Below are 16,529 nucleotides of genomic sequence, written 5' to 3' on the forward strand. Positions count from 1 at the left end.
AATAAAATTAAATGGTGGTTTGGAGATTCATCAATGGCAGGCATCCCTGCTTCTGCGTTAGCTTTCATGATTGAATCGGTCGAATGAATATAAACCTGCATCATTCCAATTTTTTTAATTCCATAACTCCTTTGCCATCCATTGAAATATCCAATTGCTGATTTATGACTATCGAAAGCGGAAAGATTTCCGACTCTTTTTTCGAAAAGATCCACCGCCGTTTCCTTGGACCTAAAAGTAAAAACGAACCTGCTTCATGTTCCCCCATGAAATTCAATCCATCTTCACTTATCGCTTCACCATGCCTTACAGGTACACCATTACTGATCAACTGGTTCCCCAAAGCCCTGACTTCATCTGTCGTAATGTTTATTTCACTGATGCACAGGACGTTTTGAGCTGAAAAATACTTAGCCTCGGATTCGGGTGATACAGAATATCTTGATATGAACTCGACAATGTTGCCTGAAGGGTCTAAAAAATAAAAAGCATGTGCATCAGAATAGCTGAAATAAACTTCGTCATCACCATCTTCTCTAGTCAATTCCACTTTTGATTTCGCCCATGCTTTTGCCGAATTAAATAAATTGGTCGGTATGTTCAGGGCAAAATGGTAAAACGGCTTTTCATTGTGATGATATTTTTTGATTTCAAGCACACTTTCCCCTGCCTTCATTTCAAAAACATCATCTGTTTGCGATAGTAACTCAAATCCTAACAGATTAACATAAAAATCCCGCATTTCATCCCATGCATGACTATACAAAGTGACCTTATTGATAATCAACGTTCATTCCCCCTTCCTCCTAACAAATATTGTAAAGTAATCCTGTATTTGTGCAAACATTCCGTACTTACTGCTACACCAATTAGCGACAACTCAAAAAAGGACCATCAAATTCGGTGGTCCTTCGTTTCATCTTAAAAGGTTCACTCTTTAATTTTCAGGCCCAGCATGGCTGCAAATACTATCGCTTGGTCCGGGGAAACTTCGCATCCCTTTAAATCTTCCATGGATACGGTAAGCCTATGAAATGTAGAACTGCTAATATCAATTCCTTTGAGCGGTGTCCGGGAAAAGTTCACTTCATTTAATCTACATGTATCGAACTTCACTTTGTTGAATTTACACTCATAAAAATCGGCACTTTCCAATGAGCAATGATCAAACTTCACTTGCTTTAAGCTGGAATAACCAAAAGCACTTAAATTCAAGTTGCAATTTTCGAAGTAGACATTCCCTAAACTTGCGTCAGACAGATTAATGCCTAATAGTTTGGACTCTTTGAATTCCACCCGATGAATCGAGCCGCCCATGAAATCGGCATTCGTCAAATCGCAATGATCGAAAATGACATCCGTCAGCTCGATATTCCTGAATGATACATCGCTGAATGTCACATTTTTAAAAACTACCTGTGAAAATACGATTTTGTCCATCTTTTCTCTATCAATCGTACTATTGGTTATCATACATGAATCCAGATAAGGTTCATCTTGATAATATATTTCCTGAAAGTTCGCTTGAGTTAAGTCTTGAGGGATCTTTGGCTGTTCAATTCTGATTTTGCCTGACATCTTATCACCTTTTCACTTTATTTCTTCAATCACTGGATAACTTTACATGCATCACACTTCTTTACCGGAAACGGTATGATTTAAAGGTCTGAACCGATATGGGTCCACCGATGGTAATATACTAACCGTAAGCTATATTTCAGTGAAGTTCAATCTAAGAATTTCGCGAAAATGACTATTATTTTTCGTTATTTTGTGTCAACCTCCATCAACATTTTGCATAAAAAAGCTGCCATATCGGCAGCCGTGTAACTTTAAACTTCAATATGTAATCATGGTGGCATCCGGAAATTTTAGAGCGTTGCGCCTATTATGGCAATCAATCCGCCTATCATAAAAAATGCTGTAATTCCATATCCATAATTTCGCTGCCTTCATACCAGGTGCTATTTGCAATAAATGGGTAAAAGTCAATCCAATATCCCGGTTAAAGCAATATGTAAACAAACACTGTTTCCTGAATAATATAATCTAACCACTTTTAAGGAGCGTTTGAGATATGATCACTCATGGAGAAGACCTCCTTATTTCAGGAGCATGGTTACTTGGCATCAGTACACTTGTAGGAGCAATCGGGCAAACCCAGCAAACTTTAACAAGCACCAACCTCGGAAAAGATCTTGTCCTCAAAGGGAATGGCATTGAAGCCGTTGGAAATTCGCTGCAGGCAATCGGCCGTTCGAAAATGCTGAACCCGGAAAATGAAAGGGTAGAAACCTATTTCATTTTCGGTGCTTGGCTTGAGGCTATTGGCAATGCCGCAAATGTAGTTGGAATAGATATGCAGTTGAGTGGTTCAGTGGAGGAAGGCACTAGAACGGACGCAATCGGCAGTGGAATCCAGGGCCTAGGTGCCGCTTTTGAAGCATTCGGGGCATCACTGACGGAGGAGACCCTTTCACGCTCTTATGAAATCAAGGGAAATGGCCTCATTGCAGCCGGTTCTTTTTTGGAATCGATTGGAAATATTTTTATTTTAAATGAAAAACAACGAATGGGAGAACAAATTCTTTTACTGGGCAGCTGGACCCAAGTTTTCGGTGCATTCATATTGATCGATGCCTTTTCACTTGGCCCAGAACCAGAACAACCTGAGAAAGGTAGAGGTGGACATAACGGCCAATATAGCTATGCCAACTATTCTGTGTGAAGATTAAGGGGCACGAGCTCGACCTACATCCGATCTCCGAAATATAGAAGATACCGGCAAATGAATGCTTGTCGGCATAAAGGGCGGACCTCCTCAGTCCCTTAACTTTTGGGAATCACATCAACCTGATGACTGGAAGTCCCAGACCCACTCGCCCCCTAGTTAAGAAACCTAGTTTCAAGCTTGTAATACAATGTAAATCTCAGCCAATCTCCAACTCTCCCCGCTTCCCCTCTCTTGAGTGGTACAGAGCCTATCTCGTCCAAAAGCTTCCCCCCAATTAATGGTCCTCTTTAAATTTGAAACAAATAGCTCAATATGCTGAAGAAATCCCTTTGAAACCTTTCATCTTCCCCTTATGATCGCTTTTTGGAGCGTCTTACTCGTGAGTTTGGCGTTTACTCGTAAGTTTATGCCTATTACTCGTGAGTTTCGGCGTTTTACTCGTGAGTTTGGAGTTACTGATGGCGGTTTGGTTCTTTTAAACACTTCAAATCCGAGTGGACAGAATGGATTTATTTTGTTATTATAGTTACCGAGGGTAACAATTACTCAAGGTAACTATATGTTATGTATAAGGGGTGTTTCAGATAGAGATTTACCAAAAGTTCTTTCAGCAATTTTTACTGCTGTACCGTCCGTTTGAAAATAATCTTAATATCCAGCTAGGTAAGCATGATCTGCACAGGGCACAATGGTCTATTTTACATTTCTTATTCAATTATGATTCGGCAACGCTTGTAGAGCTTGCCAATTATCAAAGTGTGGAGAAACCAACGATCACGAGGACCATTGCCCGCTTGGAAGAACTGGGGTATGTCGAGCATGTGCCAAGCAAAGATAAACGTGAGAAAAGGATGCGGCTTACGGAGCTTGGCAAAAAGATCTACAGCGAAGTCCGCGTGACAATCGATCGATACGAACAGGATATCTTGGAGGGAATCACTGAGGAGGAACAACTTGCCGCCATACGTATCATGGGCGAAATAAGAAATAACATTATAAAGTAGGGAGATAATAACATGGATCAATCCAGAGCCAGACTGTGGACGAAGGATTTTGTCATCGTTTCGTCCATCAATTTTTTCATAACATTAATCTTTTATTTACTGATGGTCACACTTGCCATCTATGCTGTTAATGAATTGGATGCTTCTACAAGCGAAGCCGGACTCATATCGGGTATTTTCATTATCGGGACGTTAATCGGACGTCTGTTCATTGGCCGTTTCATTGATTCAATCGGCCGCAAGAAAACATTATTCATAGGTTTGATCTTTTTCACTTTGACAACAATTCTATATTTTGTGGACCTTGGAATTGGCTTCCTTCTCGTTAACCGTCTGATCCATGGGATGGCGATGGGAATGGCAAGTACTGCGACAGGAACGATTGTCGCCCAGATCATCCCGGCAACTCGAAAGGGAGAAGGCATCGGTTATTACAGCATGAGCGCGACACTTGCGACGGCTATCGGTCCTTTCATCGGCCTGTATATGGCTCAACATACAAGCTTCCAAGTGATTTTCAGTTTCTGCCTGGCTTTAGGGGTGGTTTCTTTAATTACTGCATTTTTCCTATATGTCCCGGCATTGAAAGTGACGGCAAAAGTTACGGAAAGCAAAGGATTCAAGCTTTCCAATTTCATTGAGCCTAAGGCGCTTCCCATTTCAATCATTACTCTATTATTGGCATTCTGTTATTCCAGTGTCCTTTCTTTCATCAGTTTCTATGCGATCGAAATCAACCTGGTCAATACAGCAAGCTTCTTCTTTGTCGTTTACGCAGTAGCCGTATTGTTATCACGTCCTTTCTCAGGACCGTTAATGGACCGCAAAGGATCGAACTTCATTATGTATCCGGCGTTCATGCTTTTCGGGATCGGCTTGCTGCTTTTAAGTATCACAACCAATAGTTTCACTTTACTTGGAGCTGGTTTCCTCATCGGCCTTGGATTCGGTAATATGCAATCAAGCTCGCAGGCGATTGCCGTCAAACTGACACCGCCTCACCGAATGGGGATGGCAACGTCCACCTTCTTTATCATGCTTGATGCAGGACTTGGATTCGGCCCTTATATTCTGGGATTCATCATTCCTGTAACAGGTTACAGCACACTTTATGTCATCTTGGGCGTTTTGGTCATCGCAACCTCCGTCCTTTACTACTTCTTGCATGGCAAGAAGGAACGTGCAGCCAGAACGAACTTGGCTTCCATTTAAGTGAAAAAGGGATATCCCATTGGGATATCCCTTTTTCACTTAAAGTTAGAAGGTCCTTATTTGATTTCCAAGTCATCGATAAAAAGTCCAAAACTTTCGCTGTTCTTTTTATTGTTGACTGTTTCACCTTTATATAAAGTCTTTCCAGTCTTTAAATCTGCAATCAGAAGTTTGGCAGGCTTGCTTGATTTGCCCTCTTGATTCATTTCGTTTAACAGGAAATACACACGGCCGTTTTTAAAGGCAGCGGTATTTTGTTCTTCCTTATTGGCAGCTATGTCAAGCTCCGTATCATTCGTTAACGTTTGACTGCTGAGGTCAAACGTTTTAATGCGATATTTACCTGACTTCATTTCAACTGCATAAAGGTTTTTCCCGTCTGCATATCCTGATCTTGCCATGTCAAGGTTAAGCGATCCTTTTTTAACCGTTTCTAATTTTTCCGTTTCATAATTGTAAGATAACAGCTTGCTTTCTTTTAGTTTTTCCTCAAAGGGACCCTCCTCATGATTCACTCCTTTAATTAATGAAATTAAAACCATGTTGTTTGGCCGGGAGGGAGCAACATCAATTGGCATCTCAAAATCAACTTGATTAGGGTAAGTAAAGGTTTCAGATAAAAGGGTTTTATCGTTCAAGACTTTTTTATTAGCTAAATCGATCGTATACAGATGAACTTCTTTCGTTTGCTTCTCATCGTTTGAATTCACATCAATCATCGTTAACACCTGTAGTTTTGAATGGACCAGCTGCACATCCCTGACATCAACATTCATGATTCTCTCTTGATCGGGAAGCTCAATTTGGAAAGAAGTTTCTTCTTCGTCTTTCTTCTCCAGTAAACCGATATCAAACTCCGCTTCCATCTTGCCGTTATTCGCAAATTCGCTATTCACCCGAACATAAGCGAGAAAATCATCGTCTTCATATAAAGAACTAATGGAATCCTTGCCACGCATAAACGAACGATGTTCTTTTATCAATCTTTCAATTTGATGATCTTGTCTTCCAGTTAAGCTCTCCAAGTAAGAACTTTCACTGGCATATGTGGTTGTATTGGATTCAAATCTTAATGGTTCGTAAAAATTCCCATTTTGAAGTGTAGCATTCATGATCACCGGATCAAGCTCTTTATCACTGCCTTCCAGTGTCTTGAACGTATACCTTGGAAGGCTGGAAGCGGAGGAAGCTACTTTGACATAATAGGTCCCGATGCTTAAGATGACAACCATTCCAATAATGATGCTGCATATATAACGTTTCACCTTGTTCACTCTCCTTTAATTTTTATGCTATACGGTAACACGGTTTTTCAATAACCAAGAACCAAGCCAAACCGATGATCCTGTCACGATGATTCCTAATGCAAGCAGCAGGCCAAATAATTCATTAGAGTAAAAATAGAAATCCCCAAACTCCATTACGAAAACTGGAGATAAAAACAAGACAACAGCGATTCCGCAATACACCAAGCCCAAAATGAAACCTTTTATACGGAAACTTCTTTCAAACATGATCGCCGTGAATAATATCGACATGATCATAAGGCCGATGCCATAGGAAAGCAGGAATTGCGTGAAGGTACTCGGGATGATCAATGACAAAATCGGAATGATTTTCGTGATGGTGGAAATTGACATTTCATTCAAGAGCGCTTGTGGCACATTCGAATTAAATAGGGCATTTTCCATTGGTAAAATGATGATCTGGAAAGCAATCAACCCTAATACCATCAGGAAGATGGCCGTAGCCTTTGAAAGGTAGATCGATAATCTGGATGTCGGTAACATCAATAGACGATAAATGAACGTATTCTTTCCAAACCAATCACGATACCAAATAAGGAACATGTAAAAAATAAGGGCAACCGCACTTAGCGCAATCGGTCCTACAAACAAGAGGGTATGCGCGATATGGCTAAAATCAAGGCTTCCATAATTCGCAATATAAGCGGCTTCGGATAGTCTTTCTTCCGCCATGATATCCCTGGCATCATTTAGAAGACTCTTCGTTACGAAGATCACTCCTGCAAATTGCGAAACCAAAGTGATCAACAATAAGCTAATATAGATTTTACTGAATCGATTGATTTCAAAATTCACTAGTTTTATATAACGCATCATGATTGATACACCTCTCTCATTACATCGACTACCGATTTTCCTTCCTCTTCCCGCATTTCTTCTGTATTGAACTCTTTAAGTACTGTACCGTTATCCAATAAAATTACCTTGTCGATTAAATGTTCAATATCACCGATTTCATGGGTCGTGATGATGACTCCCCTATCTTCGATAAGGTGGCTCGCAAAGACATCGGCAATTTGCTCGCGGCTAAACATATCGATTCCCGAAAATGGTTCGTCCATCAGCACATAATCCACGTCAAGGGACAGACCAAGCATCAGGTTGAGCTTGGCTGTATTCCCTTTTGACAATTCCGATATGCGATTTTCCTCTTTAAGCTTGAAAAACCCCATCAGTTGGTTCGCTCTTTCCGGATTCCAGGACGTATAGAAATCCGACATGAAAACCATGGCCTGTTTAATGGTCATTTGCGGAAGCATGGTCGGTGCGTCCGGAATGAAGGTGATTTTTTCATAACTATCCTTTGTCATCTTTTGATCATCGATCAGGATTTCACCTTTATATGGCGTCAATCCCATGATCGCTTTGAGTGTAGTCGTTTTACCGACACCATTTATCCCGATCAGGCAAGTGACTTCCCCTTTATTGGCTGTAAATGAAACACTCTCCAAGATCTTTTTCCGGCCATAATTCTTGGAGATCTTTTTTACTTCTATCATTTTTCTTCCTCCTCCCTTATTTCTTCCGAGTATTTTTCTTTAACCACACGAAGCAGCTCATCAACTGGTACATTAATCGGACGAATCGCATCGACAAACGTATCGACGGCTGCCAAAATCAATTCCTGCCTCACAGCCTGTAAAATCGTTTCATTCGTCGTGATTTGACTGGGGAAATTTCGTTCAGTATGAATCAAGCCCTGTTCCTCCATTTCTTTATACGCTTTTTGAGCAGTATTAGGATTTATGTTCAGTGTAGCCGCCAGTTCTCTTCGGGAGGGAATTTCCTGGCCAGCCACGAATTTGCCTATGGCTATTTGTTCTTTAAAATGCCTAACGACTTGCAGATATACCGGTTCCCGGGTATTTACGTTCATTAAAACCACCCCCTATTTATTTAAAGAAGCATAGAGTCTTATGTGTATGTACTAAGTGGTTCATACACCTTATAGATGTACTATACCCGTAATACACTTAAACTGTCAATAATGAATTTCAACAAAATGAAAAACCCGAATGCGCAGTGCAGCCGGGGTTTTTTTTAAAGGAAATGCTCCAATCTCATTCGAATAGATGATGCAGCAGCCGATCTTTATCTTCAAAAAACTGTTTCATTAGCAAATAGTGATTGGACTCCTCTAGAGTCACCTCACTCATTCCCTCATCTGAAATTTGGAGGATTTTTGCATCCGGGTAGGCCATGATGATCGGGGAATGGGTGGAAATGATGAATTGGGAACCTTGTTGAACAAGTTCATTTATCCTGGCCAGCATCGATATTTGTCTCAATGGCGACAAAGCAGCTTCAGGCTCATCGAGGATATACAATCCATTGCCTTGAAATCGTTCTACAAAAGCTGAAAAGAACGATTCCCCATGAGATTGCTGGTGAAGTGATTTTCCACCGAAGGAATCGATGATTTTCGACCCGAACGATGCCTCCCTGTCCAATTCCTCTATATTCGTAGCTAAATTATAAAAGGTTTCCGCCCTAAAGAAAAAATGATCCTTCGGTTTGTACACACCTTTTTTCAAACGGAGGTATTCGTCCAAATTGGAATGTGAATCATAATTGGAAAAATTGAAATTCAACGTTCCGCCTTCCGGGTTGAAACCATACGCAATCGCAATGCCTTCAAGCAAGGTGGACTTCCCCATTCCATTTTCCCCGATAACATAGGTAACACTGGGATGAAAAGCCACTTCTTGAAGGTGCTTGATAACCGGCAGGTCAAGAGGGAAATGATCAAACGAAGATATTCGGTCCCTATTCAGGTAGAGACCCCTGATGTACTGTGAATCATAATCTAGTTTCATTTGTCATCACCTTCTGTAGAATAATATTTGGAGCGCTGAAATGTCCATCATTCCGAAATTGATGGATGATAATATTTGTTTCTAAATGACAGCCCACTTTGGATGCAATTCAAATAAACTTTCCATATTCACTCGACAGAAATATTCGTATATGTACTTCCTTGGTCACTCTTCCCGAATATTTCATCGTGCAGTTGCTGCATGAAACTTCGATAGGATTGGGAATCTTTCCAAACGGAGAGAATGCCTGCTTTATACGGTTCATTTCTATTCCACCCTCCGATTTGCCCCATGAAACCAGCACAATGACGCAATTCCCCCCATCCCACTTGTGCTTTTGAGAATGAAAGCTTGTTTTCCTCATCCACTTGGCATTTAATCCACTTCATTGCCATGATGATCGCCACGCTTCACCCAATGTTTCGCTTTTTCATCAACCTTTTTGATAAAATCATTCTTGCCGTTTACATATCCGTTGATATCATCTGGGCATTCCGCTGCCAAGCGCTGCTTCAGCTTGCTATACTTTTGTGCTTCCTCAGGGTGTGCCCGCAAATAATCCCGAAAAGCGAGGTGTCTGGTTATTTCTTCATGTCCTTTTTGAAATATATGAATATGGTGCGTCCTCTCATCCCCGCCTTTACAAAAGAAACGCCTTCCAGGGATTCCGTTCTCCCCCCTGGCATCATACTCTATCTCTTCCATCTCTTTATTGAAATCCGCGACACATTCCACATCTTTAACCACTGCCAACATATCTATAACTGGCTTGGCATGGATGGCTGGGATGGCTGTACTGCCGATATGGTATAACTTTATCAATTCAGGCCCGAAAATATCCTGTAGTTTTTCGCATTCATCATGAAATAGTTTGGACCATTCTTTCTTATATGGTACGACCTCGACCTTTCTCATGAAAGCCTCCTTTTAGACGTTCCTTTATGTCGCTTTCTTCATTCGCTTTTTTAATGGCATTTAATATAAATGGCGCTTTCGCTTTCGTGTACCCCACTATATTCGCAGGATGCTTTTGGGCTAAGGACAATTTCAATTCCTGATATTGTCTTCGTACGTCAGGATGGCTCCTTAGGTAGTCCCTGAATGAAAGTTGATTCTTCCACTGTTCACTTCCGTATTTATAGATATGCAAATGGTGTGTTCCCGCTCTCCATTGACCTTTTCTAAAAAAACGCCTTTCGGGAAATTCCTTATGCAGGACAAATTCATATCCAATCGATTTCAAGGGTTCCATGAATATGTCAGCTTCATCTAAATGTTGGACGCCAGCCATGATGTCCAAAATTGGTTTTGCCCCCAAGCCTTTGACGGACGTACTTCCAATATGCTCAACACAAAGGGAATCGTTCTTTAAAACCTCCACTATCCTCGCTTTTTCCTGTTGAAATTCCCTAACCCAATCAGGATTATAATCCTCAATTTTCACTTCTTTTCCCATATAATCACTCAACTTTTCATATAAAAGATATTGTCAGCCCTCATTTTTCATCGCGTGACCATTCGACGATATGATCTTGCGCGCTCGGCTCATGATAGGTTCCGACATACACTTTTTCTTTTCCCGTTATTTTATTCGTTCGGATGACTGTATATCTTCCTTTATCATAATTTTTGGTAAGATAATATTTCCGGAATGAAAACCCTTTTTCCGGGCCGGTTAATTTTTCTTTAAATGTATAATCTTGCGGCTTTTTCAAGCTCTCTTTCACTACACTTTTTATATTCAGCGGAGTGTCCTCAAGCTTAACATCACTCCGGAAATCAACGTTCCTGATCTCCTCTTTCCCTGATGGCACGGATGCGATTTCGATCGTATCTTGGGTTTGTTCCGAGAATGTTTTTGTGACACTGTATGAATAAAGGATATTCATGGAACGTATATGATCTTTCATATTGCCAGCAAATTCAGGCATGGTAAAATTCAATAAAAAGGTGATCGATATACATACTATTAATAAGGTAAGTGAAATTTTCTTCATATTTCCTCTTTCTCAACTATGTATTCTTGTAATTCAACTTGTTCATTTTCCTTTGGAAGGATCCCAAATTTAGCGATTAATAGAATGGCAAGAAAACTGAAACAGCAAAAACTAGTATGATCACTTGTAATAAATGAAGCCGGTATAATTCGGGATGCCAATAATGAATTCAAAATATAAGAAAAAAGAAAACCTAAATAAGATAGGCAAATCAGATAGTTTCCAATCAGTATCCGCTTGTAATGTGCATACTCCGATTTATTTCCCTTCCTGATACTGACACATTGTCTAAATTGCCTGATGAGACCATATGTGAAACCAATAATTAACATGACTACAATGAGAAAATCAATTATTGCTTCCTCCACTTTCTACTCCTCCTTGGTAAATTTGCTCTACTAAACTTGTAAAATATTACATCAAATTCATCATATACCATTTGTGATTAAATGATAAATATTTCCTGATTATATTGGAGTTGTATCATGAAAATTTCTGTAAAAGTTGTATGATCATTATTTATGGTTCTATGTTGAAGATCGAATCATTCCCGCGTAGATCGAATGATCCACTCATGCCGTAAGATGAATACAACTATGTTCTTAATTCTTACGTTTAAAGTGGGGATAGGTTTCAATATAAAGGAAAATATTCCTAATACCACTTAATCCATACAAAAAAAAGACCACCAGATTGGTGGTTATTTCAAATCTTTAAATCCGTATTTTTCAAAAATTTTCATGGAAGCTTCCGTTTGGAGATAGTCATAGAATAGCTTGGCTTCCTTGGCATGATCCTGGTCATTGATCATTCCGACGGGATATATGATCGGATCGTGTAAATCTGCCTCGGCCGTCGCGATGATTTCAACTTTTGATGAATTGAGCGCATCCGTTTTATAGACGAGGCCAGCGTCCACGTTCCCCGTTTCCACATATGTAAGCACCTGCCGGACATCCTTGGCATATACCAATCGATCTTCAACCTCTTTAAAGAGGTTCATGATTTCCAACGTTTGTTTCGCATACTGCCCTGCCGGTACAGACTCTGGAGTGCCAATCGAAATTTTGGCGGCCTTAGTGAGGTCTTCCAGTGATCGGATTCCCTTCTTGGAATCCATTGGCACCACCAGCACCAGATCATTGCCGACTAAATCGATCCCATTTTTCTCTTCAATAAGATCTTCCTCTACTAATTTATCAAATTTATCTTCTGCAGCTGAGAAAAACAGGTCAACAGGCGCCCCTTGGGATATCTGCTGCTGAAGCGCTCCTGAGGAACCAAAGTTATAATGAACTTTCACATTTGCATGCTCTTTTTCAAACGACTTCTTTATGTCATTTAAGGAATCTTGCAAACTTGCTGCTGCCGAAATCGTCAATTCCACTTTCTCGTCAGCTTGTTGCGGCTGCTTTTCTGCACTTTTTCCTTCATCACTTGAACACCCTGCCCCCACTATCGTAAGCATCATTAGTGAAAAAATCATAAGGGATATTTTTTTCAAAGTCCCTCCTCCTTCCATACTAGTTATAATTAGTTATATCTAATTATAACTAGTATAAGACGTGTAAAAGGTTTTAATCAATGCCCTTTTTACCGTGAATTTACTTTTTTAAGGACTCTAAGATACAATAAAGAACGGAGGGATGCACATGTCAAAAGAGCTTTCCTATACGATCGAGGAAGTGGCACAGCTTTTAAAGGTATCTAAATTGACCATTTATGATCTTGTTAAAAAAGGGGAATTCCCAGTATTCCGTGTCGGAAGGCAGATGAGAATGGATGCAAAAGACTTGGAGTCGTATATTAATAACCATAAGTCCAGTACATCCCCAGTTCCAGTTGCCGAACCCCATGGAAACGAAGTGAAGGATTCCCTTAGCCTTGTCATTAGCGGGCAAGACATGGTGTTGGATATACTTGGGCAGCACATTCAGAAGCACTCCGGCTATAAAACATTACGATCTAACACAGGAAGTCTAAGCGGTCTTATATCCATGTACAATGGGGGCTCCGACATCGTTAGTTTGCATATGTTTGATGGAGATACTGGGGAATATAATCTTCCTTATATAAAAAAGATTTTGGTCGGTTATCCTTATATTTTACTTAATCTTGTTTCAAGGAAAGCTGGTTTGTATGTTAAAAAGGGAAATCCCTTTGGCCTCAAAAATTGGACTGATTTAAAACATAAAGACTTGGCCATCATCAATCGGGAAAGAGGATCGGGAGCACGAATTCTTCTTGATGAGCAGCTAAGGATTCACAGAATATCTTCTCAAGACCTTAAGGGATATGCAAACGAAGAGACCAACCACTTAAGTGTGGCTTCAGCGGTTTCTGCTGGGAAAGCGGATGTGGGTGTGGGAATTGAAAAAGCTGCAAAAATCGTTGGAGTTGACTTTGTCCCATTGATTACGGAACGTTATGACCTTGTTATTTTAAAATCTCCGAAAAACGAAGAGCTCATAAACGTTGTTAAGCGGATTTTATCATCGAAGCCATTTCAAGCTGAAATCAAAGCTTTAGGCGATTATGATATTTCTCAGACCGGCTCTATCATATACGAGACATATTAAACAGGAAGGCTACTGATTCAGCAGCCTTCCTGTTACGTATGCATCAAGCCGTGGTCAATGGCTTCAAATGGTTCCAATTGAAGCCACCTCCGCTTTGAATGCCTTTTTTCGGGTTCTTCTGTTCATATATGCAATGCCAAAAAGAAGACTAGCTTTCTTTCGGGGAGCACAATACATCTCAGCTATATAGGAGTTTGGGCTGTCGGGCTAGATAGGAAGGCGTACCATTTTGATTAAGGTTAAGGATCAATTTCATGACCTCCACTATTCCCTCGGGTTTCTCCAACTCTATTTCCTTATGATAGGATTCTATGGATGTGCTCCACTTTTTCATCTTTTTCTGATCCTTCAATATACTCAGCAATTGTTTTTCAAACGGCGTTTTCTGATTAAGTTTAAATACAAGTCCTTGTTGTTTTAAATACTGCAGATTAATTTCCTCCTGCCCCGGAAGTCTGGAGTGAACAAAAATGGGAAGCCTTTTTCGCAATGCTTCGCTAATCGTGACACCGCCGGGTTTCGTCACGATTGCGTCAACTTCTTCATAAAGCCTATTCATTTCAGTCCTTGATGAGATATAAGGCAATGGTTTGATATGGGGTAAGTTCCATGTTTCGATTTCTTCATACAGCTTGTTGTTATTTCCGCAAAGAACTAAATAATCAAAGTCGGTTGAAATCTTTAACTCATCACCTAAGTTCAAAATCCCCCCCAGACCGCTATTTCCTCCGGATATCAAGATTTTGGGCCGTTCTGTGTTTTTTTGTGCAGAAGCATTTTTAGTGATTTCCTCGTGCACGGGAATGCCAGTGACCATCATCGTTTGTTTTGGTATTTGACGCTTGCTCAGCAGCTTTTCTTTCACTTCTTGGCTAGGAAGAAAGTGGGCATCTATCCCTTCGCTTCCCCACACATTATTAATGAAGAAGTCCGTGTATACGTTTATTACCGGTGTGCTGCACTTCCCTTTCATCTTTAGCTGACTCAAAAGATAGGAAGGGAAACCGTGTGTGCACACAATTAAATCAGGCTGTTCCTCTGCTATCAATTGTTCCAGCTTATTCATGAATAATTGCTGATACCATTTAAATATCCGTTCCTTTGGCGAGTGTACATAAAATAGGTTCTTATAGGCTAGATTATAGGTTTCCGGCGCATAACGGATCCATGTTAGATAACTGCTTGCGATGATTTTTTCTAGAGAAGAATTGGTATAACTGATTAGATCGATTTTTTTATAAGTAATCCCATTTGAATGCTTTTTTAACATATCCATTAATGCCTCTGCAACTTGATGGTGCCCCGATTGCATTTGAAAGAGAGGTAAAAACAAAACCTTCTTCATATGTGTCATCTCCTAAGAAATCATTCTAAAAATATGAAAAATATAGCTCATGATACCTTCCTCTATAACTATCGTTGAAAAATCCTTTAATCAATTTCATTTCCAACGGTTTATAAAAAGGAGCCGACTCAACTTTTGGACATTTGTTTTCTCTTTTTCATGTATTTGATAGTAACATATAGTGCAAAAATAACTAAAAATACAATACCTAAATATGGAACATATTTGGGATTAACATTAAAAGCATCCCCCACATAATAACCGGCCACTATAAAAGGAACGGTCCAGAGTATGGTGCCTAATAGGGAAAATAGGAAGTATTTCCGAAAGGGTATGGATGAGATCCCTGCAAAATATGGACTAATTTGTCTTATTCCCGGAATATAAAATCCCAATACCAATGTTTTTTGGGCATTATCCGTATAGTTTTTCTTTGCTTTCTCCCAGCGCTCACTCGTAATTCCAATGTATCTTCCATATTTATTTATAAATGGATACCCCACATATTTTCCGCATGTATAAGCTGCAAGCATTCCGATAAAGGCGCCGAGAATTGCACACAGCATGGCCAAACCCAGTGAGAGCTTACCTTGGACAGCCAACACCCCGATCAGGAATAGAAGTGATTCCTCTGGAGCAGGCACCCCCACAATGCCGAAGAATAAAAAAAGAAAAATGATCAGGTATCCATATGAATCAATAAAATGTAAAAGCGTATCTATATTCATAATACCCCCAGAATTCGTTATAAGTCTTTTAAAGTAATGAAGCGTGTCCTTTTTTCCTTACTCTCCTGCAGGTAAATTTTTAACATTTCAATCATATGGCCTGGTGCCTCTTTATCCGCCCCCAATGTTTCACCACAGTCATGAAGCAACAGGATGGAACCTTCCGTCGAAGTGCTTCGCAGTTGATCAAGCAGGGTATTTTTGCAATTTTCGGCCTTCCAATCACCGAAGATGCCGGACCACATTATCACTCTATATTTCTTACTGAATAATGGGGTGAATAGATTAAAATGGCCCCATGGCGGTCTATAAAAAACAACCTTTTCATTCGTAACTTCATTTATCGCCTTTTCAGTCATTTCCAACTGTTTCCGTAGATGGATTGGTGTCAGCACCCAGCTTGAAACATGATGAAAATGATGGATACCGATAGTATGTCCCTCTTCATGCATTCTTTTAATAATCTCAGGATTGTTTTTCACTTTGCTGCCAACAACAAAAAATGTGGCCTTTATCTCATACTCTTTTAAAAGATCAAGCAATTTGATTGTATATTCAGGGTTTGGGCCATCATCGAAAGTTAGCGCAATCCCATGATTCGAATGGATTTTCTTTATTATTCCCAAACTGCAAACACGAATAACCACCGTTGGGATAATCGTATAAAAGATTAATAGCAATAATAAAATAATAAAACTAATCAGCCATATATGCATCACACAAAACTATCCTCTCATTATTGATATTACCAATACTGATCCTTTCCCTTTATCATGATCATTTACCACCATGCAGCAAATGTCATTG

At 39.9% G+C, this 16,529-nt stretch carries 20 protein-coding genes; 4 read left to right on the forward strand and 16 right to left on the reverse strand.

What is annotated here, in order from left to right; all coding sequences use genetic code 11:
* Positions 1-100 precede the first annotated feature (100 nt).
* A complete protein-coding gene (locus tag ACQKNS_RS23175; protein ID WP_427645632.1) occupies positions 101-787 on the reverse strand; it encodes a VOC family protein in 687 nt (228 codons plus the stop codon).
* A 143-nt stretch (positions 788-930) separates the two neighbouring features.
* Complete coding sequence (locus ACQKNS_RS23180; protein WP_427645633.1) at positions 931-1,578, reverse strand: pentapeptide repeat-containing protein; 648 nt, start codon at positions 1,576-1,578, stop codon at positions 931-933.
* Positions 1,579-2,077: 499 nt separating this feature from the next.
* Here ACQKNS_RS23180 and ACQKNS_RS23185 point away from each other — a divergent pair, with 499 nt between their 5' ends.
* The 3 genes from ACQKNS_RS23185 to ACQKNS_RS23195 all read left to right on the forward strand — a co-directional run bounded on the left by ACQKNS_RS23185 (position 2,078) and on the right by ACQKNS_RS23195 (position 4,950).
* On the forward strand, positions 2,078-2,728 hold the full coding sequence (locus tag ACQKNS_RS23185; RefSeq protein WP_427645634.1) for a DUF6944 family repetitive protein: 651 nt from the start codon (positions 2,078-2,080) through the stop codon (positions 2,726-2,728).
* A gap of 581 nt (positions 2,729-3,309) precedes the next feature.
* A complete protein-coding gene (locus tag ACQKNS_RS23190; protein WP_427645635.1) occupies positions 3,310-3,738 on the forward strand; it encodes a MarR family winged helix-turn-helix transcriptional regulator in 429 nt (142 codons plus the stop codon).
* Between the two features lie 12 nt (positions 3,739-3,750).
* Positions 3,751-4,950 carry an MFS transporter gene (locus ACQKNS_RS23195; RefSeq protein WP_427645636.1) on the forward strand — a complete coding sequence of 400 codons (1,200 nt, stop codon included), beginning with the start codon at positions 3,751-3,753 and terminating at the stop codon, positions 4,948-4,950.
* 56 nt (positions 4,951-5,006) lie between these two features.
* Here ACQKNS_RS23195 and ACQKNS_RS23200 read toward each other — a convergent pair whose 3' ends face one another.
* The 11 genes from ACQKNS_RS23200 to modA form a co-directional block, all read right to left on the reverse strand.
* Positions 5,007-6,215 (reverse strand): hypothetical protein, encoded by a 1,209-nt coding sequence (locus tag ACQKNS_RS23200; RefSeq protein WP_427645637.1) that lies wholly within the window; start codon positions 6,213-6,215, stop codon positions 5,007-5,009.
* A 27-nt stretch (positions 6,216-6,242) separates the two neighbouring features.
* Positions 6,243-7,073, reverse strand: coding sequence for a hypothetical protein (locus ACQKNS_RS23205; RefSeq protein WP_427645638.1), 831 nt, complete (start codon positions 7,071-7,073; stop codon positions 6,243-6,245).
* A complete protein-coding gene (locus tag ACQKNS_RS23210; RefSeq protein WP_427645639.1) occupies positions 7,070-7,756 on the reverse strand; it encodes an ABC transporter ATP-binding protein in 687 nt (228 codons plus the stop codon). The genes ACQKNS_RS23205 and ACQKNS_RS23210 overlap by 4 nt, the downstream gene beginning before the upstream one ends.
* Positions 7,753-8,133: a GntR family transcriptional regulator gene (locus ACQKNS_RS23215; RefSeq protein WP_076370154.1), complete on the reverse strand. Its 381-nt coding sequence runs from the start codon at positions 8,131-8,133 to the stop codon at positions 7,753-7,755. Before ACQKNS_RS23215 ends, ACQKNS_RS23210 begins: the two co-directional genes overlap by 4 nt.
* 184 nt (positions 8,134-8,317) lie before the next feature.
* Positions 8,318-9,073, reverse strand: a complete 756-nt coding sequence (locus ACQKNS_RS23220; protein ID WP_427645640.1) for an AAA family ATPase — start codon at positions 9,071-9,073, stop codon at positions 8,318-8,320.
* A 128-nt stretch (positions 9,074-9,201) separates the two neighbouring features.
* Positions 9,202-9,468 carry a YdbC family protein gene (locus ACQKNS_RS23225; protein WP_427645641.1) on the reverse strand — a complete coding sequence of 89 codons (267 nt, stop codon included), beginning with the start codon at positions 9,466-9,468 and terminating at the stop codon, positions 9,202-9,204.
* Positions 9,449-9,988 (reverse strand): GrpB family protein, encoded by a 540-nt coding sequence (locus tag ACQKNS_RS23230; protein WP_427645642.1) that lies wholly within the window; start codon positions 9,986-9,988, stop codon positions 9,449-9,451. Before ACQKNS_RS23230 ends, ACQKNS_RS23225 begins: the two co-directional genes overlap by 20 nt.
* Positions 9,960-10,529 carry a GrpB family protein gene (locus ACQKNS_RS23235; RefSeq protein ID WP_427645643.1) on the reverse strand — a complete coding sequence of 190 codons (570 nt, stop codon included), beginning with the start codon at positions 10,527-10,529 and terminating at the stop codon, positions 9,960-9,962. Before ACQKNS_RS23235 ends, ACQKNS_RS23230 begins: the two co-directional genes overlap by 29 nt.
* A gap of 40 nt (positions 10,530-10,569) precedes the next feature.
* On the reverse strand, positions 10,570-11,070 hold the full coding sequence (locus tag ACQKNS_RS23240; RefSeq protein WP_427645644.1) for a hypothetical protein: 501 nt from the start codon (positions 11,068-11,070) through the stop codon (positions 10,570-10,572).
* Positions 11,067-11,438 carry a hypothetical protein gene (locus ACQKNS_RS23245; RefSeq protein ID WP_427645645.1) on the reverse strand — a complete coding sequence of 124 codons (372 nt, stop codon included), beginning with the start codon at positions 11,436-11,438 and terminating at the stop codon, positions 11,067-11,069. Before ACQKNS_RS23245 ends, ACQKNS_RS23240 begins: the two co-directional genes overlap by 4 nt.
* 332 nt (positions 11,439-11,770) lie before the next feature.
* A complete protein-coding gene (modA, locus tag ACQKNS_RS23250; RefSeq protein ID WP_427645646.1) occupies positions 11,771-12,574 on the reverse strand; it encodes a molybdate ABC transporter substrate-binding protein in 804 nt (267 codons plus the stop codon).
* A 148-nt stretch (positions 12,575-12,722) separates the two neighbouring features.
* Here modA and ACQKNS_RS23255 point away from each other — a divergent pair, with 148 nt between their 5' ends.
* Positions 12,723-13,649, forward strand: a complete 927-nt coding sequence (locus ACQKNS_RS23255; RefSeq protein WP_427645647.1) for a substrate-binding domain-containing protein — start codon at positions 12,723-12,725, stop codon at positions 13,647-13,649.
* 178 nt (positions 13,650-13,827) lie between these two features.
* Here ACQKNS_RS23255 and ACQKNS_RS23260 read toward each other — a convergent pair whose 3' ends face one another.
* The 3 genes from ACQKNS_RS23260 to ACQKNS_RS23270 form a co-directional block, all read right to left on the reverse strand.
* Entirely contained in the window at positions 13,828-14,994 is a 1,167-nt protein-coding gene (locus tag ACQKNS_RS23260; RefSeq protein WP_427645648.1) for an MGDG synthase family glycosyltransferase, read from the reverse strand.
* Positions 14,995-15,122: 128 nt separating this feature from the next.
* Positions 15,123-15,722: a DedA family protein gene (locus ACQKNS_RS23265; protein WP_427645649.1), complete on the reverse strand. Its 600-nt coding sequence runs from the start codon at positions 15,720-15,722 to the stop codon at positions 15,123-15,125.
* A 17-nt stretch (positions 15,723-15,739) separates the two neighbouring features.
* Positions 15,740-16,438, reverse strand: a complete 699-nt coding sequence (locus ACQKNS_RS23270; RefSeq protein WP_427645733.1) for a polysaccharide deacetylase family protein — start codon at positions 16,436-16,438, stop codon at positions 15,740-15,742.
* Between the last annotated feature and the right edge of the window lie 91 nt (positions 16,439-16,529).

It is taken from the genome of Peribacillus sp. NPDC094092, assembly GCF_050279365.1.
In the GTDB taxonomy this organism is placed as follows: domain Bacteria; phylum Bacillota; class Bacilli; order Bacillales; family DSM-1321; genus Peribacillus.

Excerpts from the sequence above, each read along its gene's own strand:
- ACQKNS_RS23195 (WP_427645636.1), top strand. The coding sequence starts at position 3,751 with ATGGATCAATCCAGAGCCAGACTGTGGACGAAGGATTTTGTCATCGTT.
- ACQKNS_RS23260 (WP_427645648.1), bottom strand. The coding sequence starts at position 14,994 with ATGAAGAAGGTTTTGTTTTTACCTCTCTTTCAAATGCAATCGGGGCAC.
- ACQKNS_RS23225 (WP_427645641.1), bottom strand. The coding sequence starts at position 9,468 with ATGGCAATGAAGTGGATTAAATGCCAAGTGGATGAGGAAAACAAGCTT.
- ACQKNS_RS23230 (WP_427645642.1), bottom strand. The coding sequence starts at position 9,988 with ATGAGAAAGGTCGAGGTCGTACCATATAAGAAAGAATGGTCCAAACTA.
- ACQKNS_RS23185 (WP_427645634.1), top strand. The coding sequence starts at position 2,078 with ATGATCACTCATGGAGAAGACCTCCTTATTTCAGGAGCATGGTTACTT.
- ACQKNS_RS23180 (WP_427645633.1), bottom strand. The coding sequence starts at position 1,578 with ATGTCAGGCAAAATCAGAATTGAACAGCCAAAGATCCCTCAAGACTTA.
- ACQKNS_RS23220 (WP_427645640.1), bottom strand. The coding sequence starts at position 9,073 with ATGAAACTAGATTATGATTCACAGTACATCAGGGGTCTCTACCTGAAT.
- ACQKNS_RS23205 (WP_427645638.1), bottom strand. The coding sequence starts at position 7,073 with ATGATGCGTTATATAAAACTAGTGAATTTTGAAATCAATCGATTCAGT.
- ACQKNS_RS23240 (WP_427645644.1), bottom strand. The coding sequence starts at position 11,070 with ATGAAGAAAATTTCACTTACCTTATTAATAGTATGTATATCGATCACC.
- ACQKNS_RS23270 (WP_427645733.1), bottom strand. The coding sequence starts at position 16,438 with ATGCATATATGGCTGATTAGTTTTATTATTTTATTATTGCTATTAATC.
- ACQKNS_RS23215 (WP_076370154.1), bottom strand. The coding sequence starts at position 8,133 with ATGAACGTAAATACCCGGGAACCGGTATATCTGCAAGTCGTTAGGCAT.
- ACQKNS_RS23235 (WP_427645643.1), bottom strand. The coding sequence starts at position 10,529 with ATGGGAAAAGAAGTGAAAATTGAGGATTATAATCCTGATTGGGTTAGG.
- ACQKNS_RS23210 (WP_427645639.1), bottom strand. The coding sequence starts at position 7,756 with ATGATAGAAGTAAAAAAGATCTCCAAGAATTATGGCCGGAAAAAGATC.
- ACQKNS_RS23255 (WP_427645647.1), top strand. The coding sequence starts at position 12,723 with ATGTCAAAAGAGCTTTCCTATACGATCGAGGAAGTGGCACAGCTTTTA.
- ACQKNS_RS23265 (WP_427645649.1), bottom strand. The coding sequence starts at position 15,722 with ATGAATATAGATACGCTTTTACATTTTATTGATTCATATGGATACCTG.